Source organism: Kaistia terrae (genome assembly GCF_026344005.1).
GTDB classification, from domain to species: Bacteria; Pseudomonadota; Alphaproteobacteria; order Rhizobiales; family Kaistiaceae; genus Kaistia; species Kaistia terrae.
Genome location: NZ_JAPKNH010000018.1, coordinates 1 through 17,790 on the forward strand (window position 1 = coordinate 1; position 17,790 = coordinate 17,790).

General features: G+C 62.2%; 14 protein-coding genes and 1 pseudogene. 9 read left to right on the plus strand and 6 right to left on the minus strand.

Translation table 11 applies throughout. From position 1 onward, the window contains the following. Positions 1-306, plus strand: a 306-nt coding sequence (locus OSH12_RS25395; protein ID WP_266346444.1) for an SNARE domain-containing protein, incomplete at its 5' end; no start/stop codon positions are given. A gap of 325 nt (positions 307-631) precedes the next feature. On the opposite strand, the pseudogene OSH12_RS25400 reads toward OSH12_RS25395, so the two are convergent. Next, positions 632-914 (minus strand): annotated as a pseudogene (locus OSH12_RS25400) (NAD-dependent dehydratase); the annotation flags it as partial. Positions 915-1,149: 235 nt separating this feature from the next. On the opposite strand from OSH12_RS25400, the gene OSH12_RS25405 reads away from it, so the two are divergent. From OSH12_RS25405 to OSH12_RS25420, 4 genes are all read left to right on the plus strand, one after another. Beyond that, positions 1,150-3,498, plus strand: coding sequence for an ABC-three component system protein (locus OSH12_RS25405; protein WP_266346445.1), 2,349 nt, complete (start codon positions 1,150-1,152; stop codon positions 3,496-3,498). A 2-nt stretch (positions 3,499-3,500) separates the two neighbouring features. Beyond that, positions 3,501-4,148, plus strand: coding sequence for a hypothetical protein (locus OSH12_RS25410; protein WP_266346446.1), 648 nt, complete (start codon positions 3,501-3,503; stop codon positions 4,146-4,148). Continuing rightward, positions 4,145-7,207: an AAA family ATPase gene (locus OSH12_RS25415; RefSeq protein WP_266346447.1), complete on the plus strand. Its 3,063-nt coding sequence runs from the start codon at positions 4,145-4,147 to the stop codon at positions 7,205-7,207. Before OSH12_RS25410 ends, OSH12_RS25415 begins: the two co-directional genes overlap by 4 nt. 233 nt (positions 7,208-7,440) lie before the next feature. Beyond that, the gene (locus tag OSH12_RS25420) at positions 7,441-8,895 is read left to right on the plus strand and encodes an FRG domain-containing protein (RefSeq protein WP_266346448.1); all 1,455 of its coding nucleotides are present in this window, start codon (positions 7,441-7,443) and stop codon (positions 8,893-8,895) included. A 257-nt stretch (positions 8,896-9,152) separates the two neighbouring features. Here the strand turns inward: OSH12_RS25420 and OSH12_RS25425 are convergent, their stop codons facing one another. Next, on the minus strand, positions 9,153-10,340 hold the full coding sequence (locus OSH12_RS25425) for a M24 family metallopeptidase (protein WP_266346449.1): 1,188 nt from the start codon (positions 10,338-10,340) through the stop codon (positions 9,153-9,155). 541 nt (positions 10,341-10,881) lie between these two features. Here OSH12_RS25425 and OSH12_RS25430 point away from each other — a divergent pair. The 4 genes from OSH12_RS25430 (at position 10,882) to OSH12_RS25445 (ending at position 14,535) form a co-directional block, all read left to right on the plus strand. Further along, entirely contained in the window at positions 10,882-11,274 is a 393-nt protein-coding gene (locus OSH12_RS25430) for a hypothetical protein (protein WP_266346450.1), read from the plus strand. 66 nt (positions 11,275-11,340) lie between these two features. Next, positions 11,341-12,237, plus strand: a complete 897-nt coding sequence (locus OSH12_RS25435; RefSeq protein WP_266346451.1) for a copper uptake system-associated protein — start codon at positions 11,341-11,343, stop codon at positions 12,235-12,237. Next, entirely contained in the window at positions 12,237-12,860 is a 624-nt protein-coding gene (locus tag OSH12_RS25440; RefSeq protein ID WP_266346452.1) for an SCO family protein, read from the plus strand. The genes OSH12_RS25435 and OSH12_RS25440 overlap by 1 nt, the downstream gene beginning before the upstream one ends. Positions 12,861-13,383: 523 nt before the next feature. Then, a complete protein-coding gene (locus OSH12_RS25445; RefSeq protein ID WP_266346453.1) occupies positions 13,384-14,535 on the plus strand; it encodes a cytochrome-c peroxidase in 1,152 nt (383 codons plus the stop codon). 235 nt (positions 14,536-14,770) lie between these two features. Here the strand turns inward: OSH12_RS25445 and OSH12_RS25450 are convergent, their stop codons facing one another. Genes OSH12_RS25450 through OSH12_RS25465 form a run of 4 tightly spaced genes read right to left on the minus strand, consistent with a single transcriptional unit; the run spans position 14,771 to position 17,785 of the window. Then, positions 14,771-15,304, minus strand: a complete 534-nt coding sequence (locus tag OSH12_RS25450) for a response regulator transcription factor (RefSeq protein ID WP_266346454.1) — start codon at positions 15,302-15,304, stop codon at positions 14,771-14,773. After that, a complete protein-coding gene (locus OSH12_RS25455) occupies positions 15,294-16,559 on the minus strand; it encodes an ATP-binding protein (protein WP_266346455.1) in 1,266 nt (421 codons plus the stop codon). The genes OSH12_RS25450 and OSH12_RS25455 overlap by 11 nt, the downstream gene beginning before the upstream one ends. An 18-nt stretch (positions 16,560-16,577) precedes the next feature. Then, entirely contained in the window at positions 16,578-16,751 is a 174-nt protein-coding gene (locus OSH12_RS25460) for a hypothetical protein (protein WP_266346456.1), read from the minus strand. Next, positions 16,748-17,785, minus strand: a complete 1,038-nt coding sequence (locus tag OSH12_RS25465; RefSeq protein WP_266346457.1) for a hypothetical protein — start codon at positions 17,783-17,785, stop codon at positions 16,748-16,750. The genes OSH12_RS25460 and OSH12_RS25465 overlap by 4 nt, the downstream gene beginning before the upstream one ends. Positions 17,786-17,790: the final 5 nt, after the last annotated feature.

The window sequence follows — 17,790 nt, forward strand, 5'->3', positions numbered from 1 at the left end:
GCGCAGAAGCTCGCAGTAATCGGGAAGCAGAAGGAGGATATCGCCCGGCTTCTTTCTCTTCACAGGGCACATGAAGAGGCAATGTCAGAGCTGATCGAGAGCGAGTTGTCGTCATTGAGCGACGGCCGTGACGCACTGAAAAAAATGCTCAAGATCGCCAATATGCTTGAGATAGCGTCGAGAACTCTCGTGCGGCTCATTACCATTGAAGGCCGAGTCCACAAAATCGACTATGCGGCTGAAGCGAAAAAACTTGAACCGGCACAGGCGAGGGTTGCGGTTGTGGCTTGGAAGCCGCGTGAGTAGGTTTGGCTAGATAGTATTCGCGAGACACGCGGCGTGGCAGCGATCCTTCTTATGGGATTGGGAGCCGGCCCTCAGCAAGGATGAAATCAGACGGCGGGGACGGCCGGAAGCTGGGACGTCTCAAGGGCGGGCGCCGCACAGGACCCTTGCAGACGGTTTCGGGCAGGCTCGCTACCGCGGCTGTGGCGACCGATGTTGGCCGCAAACAACCATCCGCTATCTTTGGCGAATTACGGGATCCTGCATTTCCCCGCTGCCCCGGTGACATTGATGCAGAGGTCGTGACTCCGTGGCGGCGGCAGCCAAAGCACGGGCCATTAGGGGATTAGGCGATCTGCACGAAGAGATCGAAGAACGCTTCATCGGTAGGTTGGTATTCCCTGAAGCCCAGCCGTCGGCTCTTGGACATGTTCCGTCATAACCTCGATTGGCCGGACCAGGTCGGCGTCTGTGTGCCCGGGCGAGGACAGACGGGCGAGATTAGGCTCCGCTAGTCCGTCACCTCAGCGATGCAGGGCAGAGCGCGCCGTCTTTTCAAGTGGGCGCACCATGCCGTCAAAGGGCGTAGGCTCAATATCAAACCAGCCGGCGATGCGGCTCCAGCGCCAGTCGCTGCAAGACCGTCCGGTACTGCGGGTATTGTGGCGCTTGCCTGCAACTTCAAGTAAAGCGAGAGCCGAGGAGAATTTCATTCTCGCCTTGAGGACTGGACTTGCGAGGGCAGAGAGTTGCCGAGGCCTTCGTGATCTGCATCGGCCGCTGGCCCTACGAGCCTAAGGTTTTCGGATCGTGATAACGCCTACTGAGACAATCGAACACGCGCTCGTTCCCGGCACTCGGAGCGTGTTTTTCCTTGGCTGCTTCGAAAAGCGCGTCACGGTCTATTCACAGCAGGTACGCGCGATCAATCTCGTCGCCGCGATCCTCGATCAGGGGTTGGTGCGGGCAGAAGGTCGTGTCGCGATCGTTGGCGGTGGAGCCGCCGGTCTCACGGCTGCCGTCGCGTTCGCCCGCGGAGCCCCTGGATTGCGGGTGATCCATGTCTACGAAAAGCTTCCTGAAGTGTTGCAGCTTCAGCAGAACAGCGGGCGATATCTTCATCCGCACAACTATGATTGGCCGGCCGAGTCCGCCGCCAATCCATCGGCGGGTCTGCCGTTCATGAACTGGCGGGCCGGCCTGGCGCGCGACGTCCAGCGCCATCTTCGCGACCAGTTCGACGAGGTGGCCCGGACGTCGGCAATCGAATTGCGCGTTAACACCAGCGTGTCCGGCGTTGTGCCGTTTGAGCGCATGTCGGCCCGCGTCCTGCTCGGCACGGGCCCGCACGTGCCGGAAATCTATGACGTCGTGATCCTGAGTGTCGGCTTCGGGCTCGAGCGGTCCATCTCCGGGGTCACGCCGTCCTACTGGACGGTGTCGGAGCTGGAGTCCCCAATCCTTGCGCCGGGTGTGCAACCCATCTTCATCTCTGGAAACGGCGATGGCGGCCTGGTGGACTTCATGTCGGCCGCGTTGGTCCCCATGACCCATAAGCAAATCTGCGAATTCATCGTCAGCCTCGATATTCCGTTGGCGAAAGCGGAACTTGCGCTCATCGACCAGGAAGCGTGGGCGGCTGGGGCGGCGATCGACCTCCGCGAGGCGTATAGGACGCGCGTCATGCCGCTAGTGCCCCCAAGTATTTTTGCCGACGTGGGCGAGCGCTTGCGCCGCAATGTGACCGTACGGTTGCACACCAACGAGCTGCAGTTGTTTAAGCGCGACACGGCTGTCCTCAACCGCTTCGGATGCGCTCTGCTGCTCGAGGTGGACCGCAACTTCCACTACAACGCGCTCCAGATAACCACCGGCGCGTCGTTCGTGGGCGATGTCCCGCTGGATGGCGATATCACCCTCGAAGGCGAGGCTCCGTTTCGGCCCTTCCGGCGGTACTTGCGTCTCGGACCGGACACCGCGGCAAATCTCGGCCCGTTCCAGGCGCTGCGGGAGCGCATGCCTGCGGACGCCCTTACACCACCTCCGATCTTCCGCCCCGCGACGCCGGGCCTCTCAGTGGCCGCCGTGGCCGCGTTCGGAACCTTCCAGACCCCCGACGCGCCGGTAGTCGCCGCCAGCAGGCCCGCCGACGAGGCAGCGCTCGGCCTTAGGATCGACCGCGCCGCCAACGGTGATCTTCTGATGACTTGCGAACTTGCCCCGGAGGCATTCGGCTTGGCGTGGCGCAACCAACGCCCGCTGGTCGTCGACTGCGCCCTGCGGCCGACGGACTCCCCACAACTCCTGGCGCTGCTGGCACGCTTTGGCGGTCATGCGCCGAGCGCCACGATCTATGCCGCCGACCGGCGGCGTTGGGACGAGCTTCTGCGGGACGCGGTGCGGGGCCGTGCCATGCCGAGCGACATCAGTTTTCACTTCCGTGTCGAGGACCTTCGCCCCCTGAGCTTGGCGGTCGGCTCGCGGCCGCTTTCGGTGGCCGCTTTTGTCGAAACGGCGCAGGCCGCCCTTGACGCTGAGACCCTAGCCAACCTTCAGGACGCGCTCTTCGACGTCCTGGCGCGACCCGATCCCATGGAGTGCGGTTGGGTGATCGAGACGGAGCTGCGGGGAGCACTCTGGGGGCTCTGGCAAACGTGGCGGGTCGCTCTCGATGCGAACGTCGCCGCAATCCGCCGCTTCCTGCTGCTGCTCGCCGACGACGAAGACTTCATCGACGTGGCGAATGAGCCGCTGGTCCGCGTGGGGCCCAAAACTCTGCGGGCGCACCTGCTGAAAGCTACCTTATTCGCGCTCGCGTTCGTACTGGGGGCCGGCAAGCCACTAGGCCCGGCACTTGCGCATCCAGGCAACCTCCAGGGTGATGGTCTTTCAGGACACGCCTGCGGCGTGAGCTGGATCGAAGGTCGCGTCGTGGGCCCGCGGGTCGCCGAGCTGAACTGGTCGGCCGCGATCATTCTTCTCGCCGAGCTCAGGGTTGCCGCCGAGTTCCTGTACGCGGAGCCGCGCCTTGACCTGCGCGTCGGAGATCGTCCGCGTGTGGGAGAGGTAGCGCTCGCCGAGCGACCCCTGATTTTGGGGGCCGACGACGTGTTTCTCAACGCCCTCGAGGCGGGACGGCCAGCCTTGTCCGCCTACCTCGACGGCGTGATCGACGCGCGCGCCGCTGCCGCCGCCAACCTAATCGAGGTTTGAGCATGAAACAGGGCCCTCACTTCCACGAACTAATCCTGCAGGCGGCCGAGACCCTGGGCAGCGATGTGGCACCCGCTCCACCAGAATGGACGGGTCCTGCGTTCAACGCCGAGGTCCTGAGCTCCGCGTCTAGGCGACCGGCCTTCCAGCGAAATGAAAAGGATCTCCCGAGGCAAGTGGTCGCCTTCCGGGTGGACGGCGCGCCGTTGCTGATCGGCGAGATCCATGGTCCGCCGAACCTGGCGGTGGTGGCCGATCAACTCCGTCGCTATCGCAACCAAGCGACAATCGCACGCTCATGGCTCGGCGCGGAGGGCCCCAATCTCCAACTCTTCTTGGTCGGCCCGCTGGGGGCGCTGAGCCATAGGAGCTGGTGGCAGCTCGCGGCCGGGGTAGAGGCGGACGACCGGATTTGCCGTAAACTCATGTGGTTATTTGACGGTTCGCCGACATTGGAGTCCGCGGTCGAGTTCTTGGGACGCACTTTCGTCGCGACGCCGTGGGACAAGGAAGAGCAGATCAAGGCGCAGCTCGATCAGATGGCCGATGTCGGCCTTCCGTCGGGCTGGCAGGCGCTCGTGGACGACGAAGAGCTGGACGCCGAAGGCATCGTGAACAGGATCATCGACTTGGAAGGGGATGCGGAATGACCGACCTGTTCCTCAGGCGTGTCGAACTCTCGAACTTCCGGGTGTACGGCGACAGCTATGGGTTCGATTTCGACCCGCAACCCGGGGTCACGCTCATCGTCGGGGCTAACGGCCTCGGCAAGACGACGCTGTTCGACGGCATCGAATGGGCTCTGACCGGGGAGGTCAGCCGGTTCTCCGACGTGCCCGTGGACGGTCGTCGAAAGGAGCGGAATCCGCTGACACGCCTCGGCCAGCCGGAAGGTAGCCATCGCGTCGGTGTTGTGTTCAGCGATGGCACTCCCATCGACAGGGGCCAGGGGCTCAACCCAACGGAAGCCGAGGTCGCCGGCCTCTTGCGACGTCCCGGCTGGTCTGAGATCAGCGATTTGCACCGCTACCTCTCGATCACACATTTCCTCGGCCAGGCGGCCAGCATGCGTTTCTCCGTGCGCAAACCGAAGGATCAGTGGGAAGCTCTAAAAGGCCCGGCGGGCGTGGATCGGATCAACCATGCAAAGGAGCGCTTGGGCGGCCAGGCCGCACGCCAAGCCTTCACCCGCGTCATCCGCGAGGCCTCAAACCGCCTCGTTGAGCTCAATGCCAACTATGCGGCCTGGGCTCAATTGCTGGCGGAGCGGGACCGGCTGACCCAGCTGTCGGCCTCAGAAGACGCCGTCGCTCCGACTCAGCTCATCGTCGCGGCCAACGATTTGGCGCGTCGGATCGTGGAAGTGACGTCGGGTCTACGATGGAGCGATGCGGAGACCGGCGAAGCTCCGGAAGCCCTCCTGGGTCGCCTCGCCACTCTTTGCGCTACGGCCGAGGACCGTGCGCTGCGGGACCAGACCCGTTTGCGCTCCCTCGAAACGCGCGCTACCGAATATGCAGCCGTCGTCTCCGAGATCGCATCACTGAATGAACTTGTCGCGGGCGCCGAACGCCGCCAGTTAGAGGCCACCGAGGCGCTTTCCGGCGTCGAAGCGGCGATCATCAGTGCCGAGGATGCGGTCGCGGCGGGCCAGCGACGCCTGACCGAAGCCCAGGCACAGGTCGGCGTCCTGACGCGAGCGGATGTTGCCGCCGGGCAGTTGGTCGCCGCCGAGCACGCGCTGCAGGAAGCTCTTGCAGGGCTCGATGCTAGCGACAGGACCGTCGAAGCCGCCTTGGCGCGACAGGCTGACGTTCTTCAGCGCCTCACTCAATCGACGGCGCAGCTCGAAGAGCGCGGCCGCATGTCGGCGCAGCTATCCAATGCCCGCCGGCGGCTCGAGCTGACCGAGCACTGGCTTGAGATCCGTGCCGAGATATTGCGCTTGACCGAGCTGGCCGCCGGGACGGACGCCGAAGCGCTTCGGCGCCAGCGCAAAGAGCGCATCGCCGCGCAATCGGCCGCCGAAGCAGACGTCGCGCGTCTGGGCGCCGAGCTGCGCAAGCTGGACGAGCGGACAAGTGCGATCGCCGAAGCGGTCGCCGCCATCGCCGCCCATCTGACGCAAGAGGATAAGAACTGTCCAGTCTGTAACTCGCCGTTCGCGGTCGGGGAATTGCTCCGCGCCGCTCAGGCGCGGCCAACAGGCCGATCCTCTTCAGCCTTTGAACTCGCAGACGCGCTCGCAGCGGCGGAGGCGCGTCGGACCGCGGCCACCGATGGTCTTCGTGCCGTCGACCTAGCCCTCGCTCAGCAGATCCAAACCCAGGCCGCCATCGCGCAGCAACGCGCGGCCGAGCAATCCCTGATGCAGAAACTAGCGGAGGCGGGCGATACCACGTCCTCGGCACCGGACCTCGACGGGGCGCGGACGACCGTGGCCGACCTGGCCGCCGCCTTCCAAGCACTCGATTCGCTAGTAAGGACACAGACGCCGCTTGAGAATCTCCGCGCCGAGCAGCAAGCGGTTATTGCGAGCCTGGATGCCGAGACCGCGCGGCGAACCGAGTTGATGCGCCGGCAGGCCGAGCAACTCGGCATTGCCGAAACTGCGCGCGCGGTCCTGCGCCAGACTCCCGAGGTCTGGACCGCCGTCGCCGGCCTCGCCATCGATATCGCGGCTGCTCGCGCCGCGGCCGCCCGCCGGGTCGACGAGGCTTCCCGCGAGGCGCTGGCGCTTCAGGCGGCGCTGGACGCCCAACGCGGTCAGCGGGAAGCGCTACGCGGTCGCGCCGCCGCCGAGGAGTCGTCAGTCAAGGCCAGAAACCTGCGCCTTCAGCAAGGGGCCGAGCGCCGCCGGACCATCGCCGAGGCCTGGACGGCCGGCGGTCTGACCGGCGACCCCGATGTTGCACGTCTGGCTACCCAACTCGCCCTCGCCGACGACCGCATTTCAACGGTCGCTCAACTGACCGAGCGGCAGAAGAGACTCTCGGCGGGCTATCGCCGCTGGACCGACGACGAGGCGCTGCGCGACGTCAACCGGCGGATCGATCAACAAGCGGCTTCAGCCGGCGGACCGGACGTCGTGTCGGCGATCTTCGCCGCGGCGGTCGAAGATGCCCAGGCGCGAGTCGGTCGCGCCGAGCGGGCGCGCGCCCGGATGGAAACCGTAGTCACGGGCATGCAGTCCAAGGCCGACGACTACGCTCAGAATGTCCTGCAGCCCCTGAACGAGACGATCCAGCGCTTCAGCCGAGTGCTGATGACGTGGTCGGACTCGGCCATCATCTATAGGGCTGAGCATCTTGCCACCCGCGCCGAGCTGCGGCCCAGCGCCGTGCGGACCGAACGCGACGGGTCGACCTCGACCCTAGAGATCAATCCCAACCTCTTCTTCAGCGAGGGACAGCTATCGGCGTTGAGCGTGAGCGCTCTCCTGGCTGCCAGCACCAGTTTCCGCTGGTCACGGTGGCGGGGCCTCCTGATGGACGATCCGCTGCAGCACAACGACGTCATTCACGCGAGCGCTTTCATGGATCTGATGCGCCAAATGGTCCATCGGCTGGGATATCAGGTGGTGATGTCGACCCACGATACCTCTGAAGCCGCGTTCCTGATGCGGAAGTGCGAAAGCGCCGGAATCCCGTTGCGGATCCATGAGCTTCAGCCGCCAGGCGACGATGGCCTAGTCTCCGCTGCAGCTTAGTTGCTGGGCGCGGCGGCCAGTTTTTGGCGGGCTGCCTACGTCCGCATTTGTGGGTGTGAGCCTGCGCCGGCCACGCCGGGCGGGAGCTGTCGCCAAAGTCGCGTAGAAGGGCTCATGCTGAGGCGAGGAGACGTGATTTTGTTGGAGACCGCATGGCCGAGACGGGCGCTGTCCTATATCGCGTGCGAGGTCTGTTCCCCTTACGACGACGCGATGAGGGAGAAACAGCGACCATGGACACGATCGATTGCCAGGATATCGAGGCGCTTGAACGCGCCCTGGAGGCCCTAGCGCCGGGGTCGCTGTTCCGCGGGCAGGACCGTGAATACCTTCGCCAGGACGGCGGTCCAGATCTGCGCACGAGCTTCACGCGCTACGGCTGCCAACCCGCCCGCATGCTCAAATGGTGGCACTATTCGCGCCTCATTCTGGCGACCTACGTGAAGGCGTTCGACGGTCTGAGCGACATGGCGATCGACCAGGCGATCTTTCAGCACTACGGCTGGCGGTCGTTCTTTCTCGACGCCACGTCAGATCCCGTGGTCGCGTGTTGGTTCGCCGCTAACCGCTACAAGACGGAGTCCTGCGGCGAGATGATCGAAGACTGCTGGGAGGAACCGGTCTTCGTCAGGCGTGAACGCGCCTGGTACGAGCCAGCGCAAGGCGAAGGCTGTCTGTACGCCATCAGTCGCAAGGCGCTGCGCGCGCACAACCTTCAGCCCGTCGATCTCTTGGAAATCACCATGCGTGAAGGCCAGCATCGCTGCGCCGCGCAATCGGCCTTTATGGTCGGGCCCCTTCAAAAAAATCTGCCCGACGATTGCGTGACCACACGTATCCGCGCACCGAACGCGGTGTTTGCCGCCTGTGCCTCGCGTTCTGCCGAGCTCACGACCGAACGCTTGTTTCCGGGACCCGGAACCGATCCGGTATTGGCCGCCCTGTTGTCGATCCCGTGGGTCAAGATCGAGTTGGAGAGCAACGACGTCGATGACAAGTTCGGCATTGATTTCTTCAACCGTGGCCTTCCCTTGCCGGAATACGACGTTAGGGGCCTGCGGCGGCTAGGGTCGTTGTCGGCATTCTACCGCCGCTTCTGGCTCGCCGACGGCGTCAAGCCAGGCATGCGTTTTGGCGAGACGGCGTTCTTTTTAACTGAAGAGACCCTGTTTCACGGCACGGCGACCGGCTACATGCGTTTTCCGCGCCTGACCAATCTGGCGCGGGAGCACAACGGCGTCGCGGTCGAGATCGACGGTTTGGTGCGCCATCCCTATAGTGGGCATCGATCAGCCTACACCAAAGGCATCTACGTCGAGGCCCAGCCCGACGGCGCGATCCTGCTGACAGAGTTGCAGATTGAGCATCCAGGCGCGCGACCCTCGGGCTTTGGTATAGCGCGGGGCATGTACTTTATGCCGGACGCGGACGGGGGCTGGACACGCGTCGATCACCCCGACCAATGCGACTGCGGCAAGGTTCTGCACCATGCCCATCACCTGATCGTTGCAGAGCATTTCGAGCATGCGCTGGGGCAGGAGAACTTCAAGTCGGTTCGCGAGAGGGTTTTCGCGTCGCCCAACGTGGTCGCGCAGTCCGACCGTCGGGCGCTGCAGTGGATGGATCTCGTGGAAGGCGATCCAGGTATGATGGGAGAGGACACGTCCGTCCGACCCGCCGCTCAGTAGTCCTAGGCAAGCAGTTGCCCGAGGGTCAGCCCGATGGGCCAAAAATCTAGGGCGTACATCGGGATGCCGGCTGTGTCTCAGGCCGCCGATGCGGTTTGGAGATAGTCGGTCGGCTGGCGACGCTGAAGGTCCTATTCCTGGAGCGACCCCAATGTCTGCAACGGGCGCGTAGCCGCCCGGCAGTTTCGGGGCCGGTAGCAGACCGTCCGGTTATGGGCGAGCAAGCCGAGAAGCGGATATTCCGCTTTCGGCCCCGTTTAGGACATTTCGTCCCACGCTTGACCGGCATTAGTAGGCGGAGACTGTTCAAGGCTGAGGTAGTGCTTGGAGAGCAGTTCAAAGCCGTTTGACGTAATCAAATAGTTTCGCTCCACGCGCATACCGCCCACGCCGCGTTTGTAGAGCCCCGGCTCGATCGTCACCACGTCGCCTAGCTTGAGAAGTTCGGTCGAGTTCGGAACAAAGAACGGGGGTTCCAGGTGATTAAGGCCTATTCCATGACCGGCATGATGCGGAAACCAAGATGCGACACCATCGTCTACAAAACTGGTTCGGACAGCGTCATAGAGAGCTGCCGCCGGCTCACCCGGCCTTAGCCGCCTTTCCCCGGCCGAAAGTGCTGCAAGGCAGGCCTGGTGAAGTTTCCTCTGAGCAGCGGATGGAGGAGCTCCGACAACAAAGCTATTGGCGAAGTCGCACCTGTAGCCGAATAGCGAAACCGAAAAGTCTAGGATGCAAAGATCGCCGCGCTCAATAATTCGCTGGGTAGGCCCGCCTCCGCCGAGTAGTGCTCGTTCCCCGCTGACGAAGTCGCCATAGACCGTGACTTGGCGCCGCGCGGCTCGGGCGCATGCACCCGAGACCAGCACGTAGACATCCAGTTCGGTCATGCCAGGGAGTGTGTGTGCCAGGCCAGCGGCGTGTCCTTCAGCAGCAACCCGCATGATTTCCCGGAGTAGATCGACCTCATCGGGATCCTTACAGCGACGGAGTTGTCGAATCGTACAGTCCATATCGAACACGGATCTATCGGCGCGGGATTTTAGAAAGCCCGCCACTGTAGCTCCAGGCGCGGCGCCGCCTTCGACCGCCAAATGGGAAATGGAACGCGATTCCAGTTGCCGTAGCGCCGCCTCTGCACCAAGCGCTTTTCGCTGCGGGGCGGTATGTGTCCCATCGTAGAACATGGAGACAACGACAGAACCTATAAAAGCCCTTTGGGCAGAAGCTTCACCCATGTTGTCGATAATCAGAACAGAAGAGCCGTCGCGACCGAGAAGGAGTTGCGTGCTGTCCCCGTCGGACGAAAATACGAATGGGTCATTGCAGTAGTTAGCGAAATACATGAGATGGCGTGGATCCGAAACAAGGGCCCAATCCAAATTGGCCGGCAACGCGCGCCACAGTCGCTCGCAGCGCGATTTGCATCCCAACTCCGTCAGCATTCGTCACATCTCCTCGCATTATTTGTCGGTTCGACAGGCTTTAACGAAGGCCCTGTCACCTAGCGCCCTTGGATCTAGAGTTCTGTGTTTCATTCTGGCGAGTTCGCCAGTGGAGACCTTCTCGTGTCCGCTGTGAGCCGATAGAATAGGTATAGCGGCCCGAGTGTTGATCCGAGACTATTTTTGATGGATCAAAAGATGTCAAAAAGCGGCAGCCGTTGAAGAGTTCGTTGCCGAGCTGCGTCAGTTTAAAGTTCTGACCGTTCAGACAAGTCGCTTGCCGAGGCGGTGAAGACGGCTTGCAGTAGCAGAGACACCAGCGTTTCCACTGGCGGGCCCGCGCTGATCTGGGCCATCCAAAGCAACTAGCCCACTGTGGATGGCTGATCCGGGGCGGCATGGGGCAATATATTTCGAGGCCAGGAGAGGCGCTAGGTCGACTTTCCGGCGGAAACCAAGTGACCTCTCCAAGGCCACTCAGGCTTTTCCAGAGGGGAATTGTCACGGTGACAAACCATCTGCCACGTGCGATCAGCGACTTATGGACGAATTGCGCAAGCTCATCTGGCAAGAGCTGAAGACTGCCCTTCTGGCGGTCGGCGTCTTCTATATCCTCCTCTCCCAAGGCCTGATCTCTGCCTACGCCCAGACGGCGATGGCCGTAGCCGAGGCCGGGCCTCGCTTCATCATCTGTTCTTCCCTGGGCGAGGCCAACGATGAAGATCCGATCAAGTCGCTGGCGCGCGACTGCTGTTCGACCCTGTGCCAGGTTGCGAGCGCCATTGGAGCTTCGTTCCCCCCGTCCTCGGTCGCATTCGCCTTCAAGGTCGAGTCGCGGCCCGCAACATGGCGGCCGGCCGGCACTTTAAGAGGCCCGCCTTCGGAAACCCGACTGGTTCCCGAAGCCCGAGGGCCGCCCTCGCTCTCCATCTGACACCTGATTTCACGGCTCGGCGCGCATCCGGTGAGCCGGCTGTTGTTGCGCATTTGGAGAACAATCATGCGAGCTTTTTCGCGCTTTCTCGCGGCCGCCGTCCTGCTGGTCGCGCCTTCCGCCTTTGCTCACGAGTACAAGGTCGGAGATATTAAAATCGGCCACCCGTGGACTAGGGCGACACCACCGTCAGCGCGGGTCGGTGGCGGCTATCTCAACCTGACCAATCATGGCCAGACTGAAGACCGGCTCGTGGGAGGTTCCTCCCTGGCTTCCGGCCGTGTCGAGATCCACACCATGGAAGTGACGGATGGCGTCATGAAAATGCGCGCGCTTCCGGATGGTCTCGCGCTTCCTCCCGGCGAAACCGTTAAACTTGAGCCGGGCGGCTATCATCTGATGCTGATCGACCTCAAGGCACCGATCCGTGAAGGTGCGAAGATCCCTGTCACACTTCGCTTCGAGCATGCCGGCACCGTCGATGTGGAACTGGCGGCGGGCGCCCTCGGTGCCCCGGCCATGGAGCACGGTGACCATGGCGCCCAGCACGGTCATGGAGTTGACGGACAGGCCAGTGCGGGCGGCGACGAGCATGCCATCGAACACGTCATGAAATCGATCTGGGACAGCAAGGAGTCTCCTCTGGACGTCGCGCCTGTCGTGGTAGCCGGAGACTACGCCCTGGCCGGTTGGGTGCAGGCTGAACGAGGCGGGCGGGCTCTTCTTCGTCGCCACGGCCATGAATGGCGCATCGTCCTGTGCAGTGGGGACGACCTCAAGTCTGCCAGCAATTTGGTGAAGGCTGGCCTGCCGCAGCCGGAAGCCGAAGCGCTCAGCGGCCGGCTGGCTGATGCGGAGGCCAAGCTGGACCCGAAGGTCGTTGCCAGGTTCTCGCTCTTCGAGGGCATGGTCCGGATGGATGAGCAGGGCAATCACGGCTCTGGACATGGGAAGAAGCATTGATGCGCCCACGCCAAATTGGCCTGTTAGCCGGCGGTCTCTTCGCGGTAGCCATCACGCTTGTCGGATTCACCGCACTCGTGAACTCCCGGCAGGCGGCACCGGGGCGGAGCGGGACCGCACAGAGCGGAACGGGGGGCGCCAGTATCGGTGGCCCTTTCACGCTCACACGGGGTGACGGGAAGCAGGTCACCCAAACCGACTTCCTTGGCAAGCCCACGGCCATCTTCTTTGGTTTCACCTTCTGTCCGGAGGTGTGCCCCACCACGCTCTATGAGTTGTCGGGCCTGATCAAGGAACTCGGACCTGAGGCCGAGAAGGTGAACTTTGCGTTCGTCTCTGTCGATTGGGGGCGTGATGGGCCCAAGGAACTGGCGAGCTACACCTCGGCATTCGATAGTCACATCCAGGGCTTGTCGGGCACCGAGGCCGAGATCGAGACGGTGACCAGGGCTTACCGCGTCTACTACAAGCGCATCCCTGTCGATGGTGGGGACTACACCATCGACCATACAGCCTCGGTCTACCTAATGGACAAGGACGGTAATTTCGTGGGCACGCTCGCCTACGGCGAGGCGCGCAACACCATGCTGGAAAAGCTGAAGCGGCTGATCGGTGGCGCCTGAGATGGAGGGAAACCATGACCGATACGGCACTTCCCCCGGTTAGCGCCGGTGTGTGGGGGGAGGCGGCTGCATAGCCTCTCACCGCCAACAAGTTCTACTTCATCGCTTGGCGCTGGCCGGCTATGCCGGGCTCTATGTCATCCCGATCCTGATCATGCTGGCCACGACTGGCTTGGTCATGCTCTGGATCTCCCGGATGGCCGGCCTAGGCGCCGAGCGCATGCCCTAGGCGCGGATCATCATCGAAAGCCTAGGCGCAGCACTGCCCCATTAGGTGGTCTGTTTCAAATCTAGTGCATGGTGGCAGGCTACCCCGGAATGTCGCCGCCAAACACGCAAGTTTCGGTCCGCCGTCATTCCGACGTTTTCCAGATTGCCTCGCTTCTCAAGCCTTGGCTTGCCTACACCGAATCTCTCCTAGGGGAAGAGCCGGCCTTGGACGCTTTGTCCAATCGCCTTGGATCGCCCTGGTCGAGAAGGGTCATCTCGTTCTCGCCTATTCCTCGAAGGTGCGTCGCGATCCATGAAGTCAACCCATGCTGTGTTCGCCGCGGCCGCCTCCGCAGCGATTTCCGTCGGGCTCGCCGTCAGCCTATCGCCAGGGGTCGCCAGCGACACGCGGCCTACCGCACTCGAGGCATTGGGCGCGCAATTGTTTGTCGATCCCGATCTCTCATGGAACCGGACGCAGTCCTGCGCCACCTGTCACGATCCGGATCGTGGTTTCATCGATCCGCGGGATAATGCGGCCGGCGGCGCTGTCTCCCTAGGCGATGACGGTCTTTCTCTCGGCAGCCGCAATACACCGACCGTCACCTATGCGACGTTCACGCCGCCCTTCCACAAGGGGGCCAATGGCGACTATTTTGGCGGTCAGTTCCGCGATGGGCGGGCGAGCGATCTGGAGGAGCAGGCGGGACAGCCGCTGCTGAACCCGGTGGAAATGGGTATGCCGGACGAGGCGCATGTTGTGGCGCGCCTGAAAGGGAAAGCTGAGACGGCGGCGGCATTCCGCGCGACATTCGGCGATGACATCTTCGAAGACGAGAAGCGCTCTTTTGCCGCCCTGGAGAAAGCGCTTGCGGCGTTCGAGCGCGGGCTGGCGGTATCGCCCTTCGATTCGAAATATGACCGATCGCTGCGCGGCGAATATAAGATGACCGACCAGGAGGAACTGGGCCGCGTCCTGTTCTTCTCCAATCAGTTCACCAACTGCCACCTCTGCCACAAGTCGAGCGCAACCGGCGGGAGCGCCAGCGAAACCTTCACCAATTCGAGTTTTAACAATATCGGCGTGCCGGCCAATCCGGCGCTGGCCACCGCCGAAGACCACGGATTGGGCGCCCGCGAAAGTGCGCTTGGAGGCGGCCATGACGGCCAGTTCCGGACGCCGGGGCTGCGCAACGTCGCCATAACCGGCCCTTACATGCATAACGGTGTCTTCAAGGATCTCCGGACGGTCATCCTCTTCTACGACAAGTACAATTCAAAATCTGTGAGGCGCCAGGTCAACCCGGAGACTGGCCGCCCCTGGGATGCGAGCGACATTCCGGCGGACATCGCCCGCAAGGAACTGGAATTCGGCCCGGGTCTCGACGATAGGCGTATCGATGCGCTGGTTGCCTTCCTAAAGACACTGACCGATCGCCGCTATGAGCAACTGCTGGACAAGTAGTTCCGGGGGCCGGGACCTGTGTCTGATCACCATGGCTCCAGCAAGCCGCTACGTCGCTTGAAGCTGGTGTCCTCAAACGGGTGGAAATGATGCGGTTACAGTCGGCCTGGAGGGCGGTAGCGCCCCATCGTGCGACCGTCGTCAATGTGTTGAGGTTCTCCCCATCTTGCGCTTTTTGCCAGGGAGCCCGCAGGGGACAGCATCGCCGCGATGCGAGGAGGCGCCAACAAAAGGCTCAATTCACTCGCCACTTCGCGAGCTTCCTTGCAAGCGTTCGGCGGTGCATACCGAGGCGGCGTGCCGTTTCAGAAATGTTGAACTCCGCGTCGGCAAGTGTCTCGTGGATTCGTTCCCATTCGAGATTCTTGATCGAGGTCGGCCGGGCGGTCAGCGGGACCGACGCATCACCGTCATCCTTATCGAATGCGGCTATGATGTCGTTCGTGTTCGACGGCTTTGGCAAATATTGGCGGGCACCGAGCTTGATTGCTTCGACGGCGGTGACGATGCTGGCGAAGCCCGTCAGGACGACGATTTTCACATCGGGATCGTGGCGGTGAAGCGCTTTGACACATTCGAGCCCTGACCCGCCAGGAAGCTTGAGGTCAATAACCGCATAGCCGGGTGAGTTGTCCGCCAGGATCGCCCGCATCCCCTCCAACCCGTCGCACAGATGCACCTCATAGTCGCGTCGCTCAAACGAACGGCGCAGCGCCCGCGCGAAGGACACGTCGTCCTCGACGATCAGCAGCGAGCGCTTAGCTTTCATCGCTACCTCCGGGGGATAGAGAGGCGAGTGGCAATCGCAAGGTCACTGACGCGCCCCCGTCCTTCCCATTTTTAGCCGTAACCGTGCCGCCAAGCTTGCGCAGAACATTGACGACCAGGAACAGGCCCAAGCCGCTTCCGGGGCGGTTCTTGCTCGAACGATAGGGCTTACCGAATTCCGCCAGCATCTCCTTGTCGAAGCCCGGTCCTGAATCGCTCACTGCGAGCACCAGATCCTCGCCGTGCCGGCCGATGGCGACCCTCATCCATTCAGGCGACACCTCCCAGGAGTTTTCGAAGACGTTGAAGATCACTTGCTTGAGTGCGATGTCTGACACAATCGGGATGTCTGGCCCGAAGTCATTGCTATAGTCGATGTGCATCGAGGGACGGCCGGAGCGCCATTCGTCCACCAGTCCATCAAGAAACTGGTTCATTGTGGTGCGAACCGTGCCTTCGCCGCGAGTTGCGCCTGAAGATGTCAGAATCCCAGAGACGATTGCCTTGCAGCGGTCAAGTTGGCCGAGCATGTCTGAGAGATCCTCGACGATTTCCGGATGCGTGTTGAACATCGGCATCCGCTGCCAGTCACTGAGAATGACGGAGACTGTGGCCAGTGGCGTGCCGAGTTCATGGGCGGCGCCGGAGGCCAAAAGACCCATTCGGACGATGTGCTCTTCTTCCGCGGATTGCGCGTCGCGGGCGCGAAGATTGCGCTGTATCCGCGTGACAAACAGGACAAGCAAGCTGGCTGCGAGGACGAAGCAGATGAACATGCCCTGGATGTGAAGGTTGAAGAGATCGTTGCCGTGGACGTGCGGCATCTCGATCTCGCGATAGCTGGTCGTCAACCAGATGAAGCATCCGCTGGAGATCGCGACGAGGACCCAGATCGACCAAGCTTCCAGCAGCACGGCGCCAAGGATCACCTGTAGCAGATAGAGCGAGATGAACGGGTTTGATGCGCCTCCGCTCAGGTGAAGCTGGACAGTAAGGGCGGCGACATCGAGCAGCAGCTCAAGAAAGAGCTCGGTGTTGCTAACGAGGGACTGATTTCGATGCCGCAGCAGGCTGACGACATTGAGGCCGACGAGGAATAGGATCACCCCGGCCATAGGCATGAGCGGAAGGGTGATCCCGAGCCAATAGTTCACGACACAGATCGTCATGACCTGGCCGCCGACAGCGAGCCAGCGCAGCTGTATCAACAGCAGCAGGTTTTTCTTGTTGGTCTTGTCGTGAATGGTAACTGTCACGTTGCGCGTCCAATCCTCCTATTTGAAGTACATATATGCGAGCGGCACCCAGATCACGGTCGTGGTCGTGATGCCCTTGAGCGTCTGGTAGGCGATCCAGAGCCAGAAATACCGTTTGATCCAGACCTTGAAGTCGCGAAAGGCGCTCAAAAAGCCTAGCGGCTCGCCCGATTCGAGCGAGCCGGGGATCATTGCGACACTCCTTCAGCGCTACCTTCTGCCGCAGTCGCGGCTTGCCGGTTCGCTTCGTCGACCTTGCGCATGTAATCCGCCGTCTTGGCGCGGACGAGTTCGCGATGGGGAGTGACGGCGGCTTCGCGATAGAGGTGGCGGCCGGTGCCCATCAAGCCGACGACGACAAGCATCATGACGCAGATCGGTACGAAGCTCTTGCCGATGGTCTCAGCCGGGCGGCGCGTCTCCGTGAACATCAGATGCGCCATGCCGAGCGAGACGAGGATGGCAACGCCGAAGACGGCGATGACGGAGTGGATCGGCTCCTGGGTCTCCGGCAATGTAAGCAGGGCAATGGGACCGATGACAAACTGCGCAGCGGTTGGCCAGAAAGCCCATTGATAGCCCTTGCGGATAAGTTCGGTCCGCTCGAAGCCTGTGGCAGCGATCTCTGCGTCGTCCTTTCTGCGGAACAGCCAAACCAGGAAAAGGCCCGTCATGGCTGGGCAGGCGAGAACGAAATGCGCATACCGGGCGAAGACGTTCGGCAACATCAGGGCCGAGAAGAAGCCCTGGACCGTCCCCCATTTTTCCGGGAACAGCATCAGATTGATGTTAGTGAGGAAGATCAGCGGGATGAACAGGAATAGCAGGCTCACCACTGCCGCAAGGCCGATGTGCAGCCATTTCATCCTCTCCATCTGATGCCAGAGATATTTGTGGACGTATGTCAGTACGAAGGCTGTGATGACCAGCGGAATGATGCTGATCCAGAATGCGCCAGTGAGAGCGTTCGCCGTGTAGAAGTAGACCGTATAGATCGTGTTGATCGCCAGCAGCGGTCCGACACCGAGTACGACCGCGATCGACTTGTTGGCAGTGATGGTGGAAGCAATCTCGTAGGCCAGGTCGTCGAAACGCTTCTCCTTCAAACCGCGCAACTGGTACCAGAATGTCAGCAAGGCACCGCCGACCATGAAGTTCACGAAGACGATATGCATCAGGAAGAAGATGACCAGCACGCCGATCAAGATCGGCTCGGGTGCAGGCATCGGCA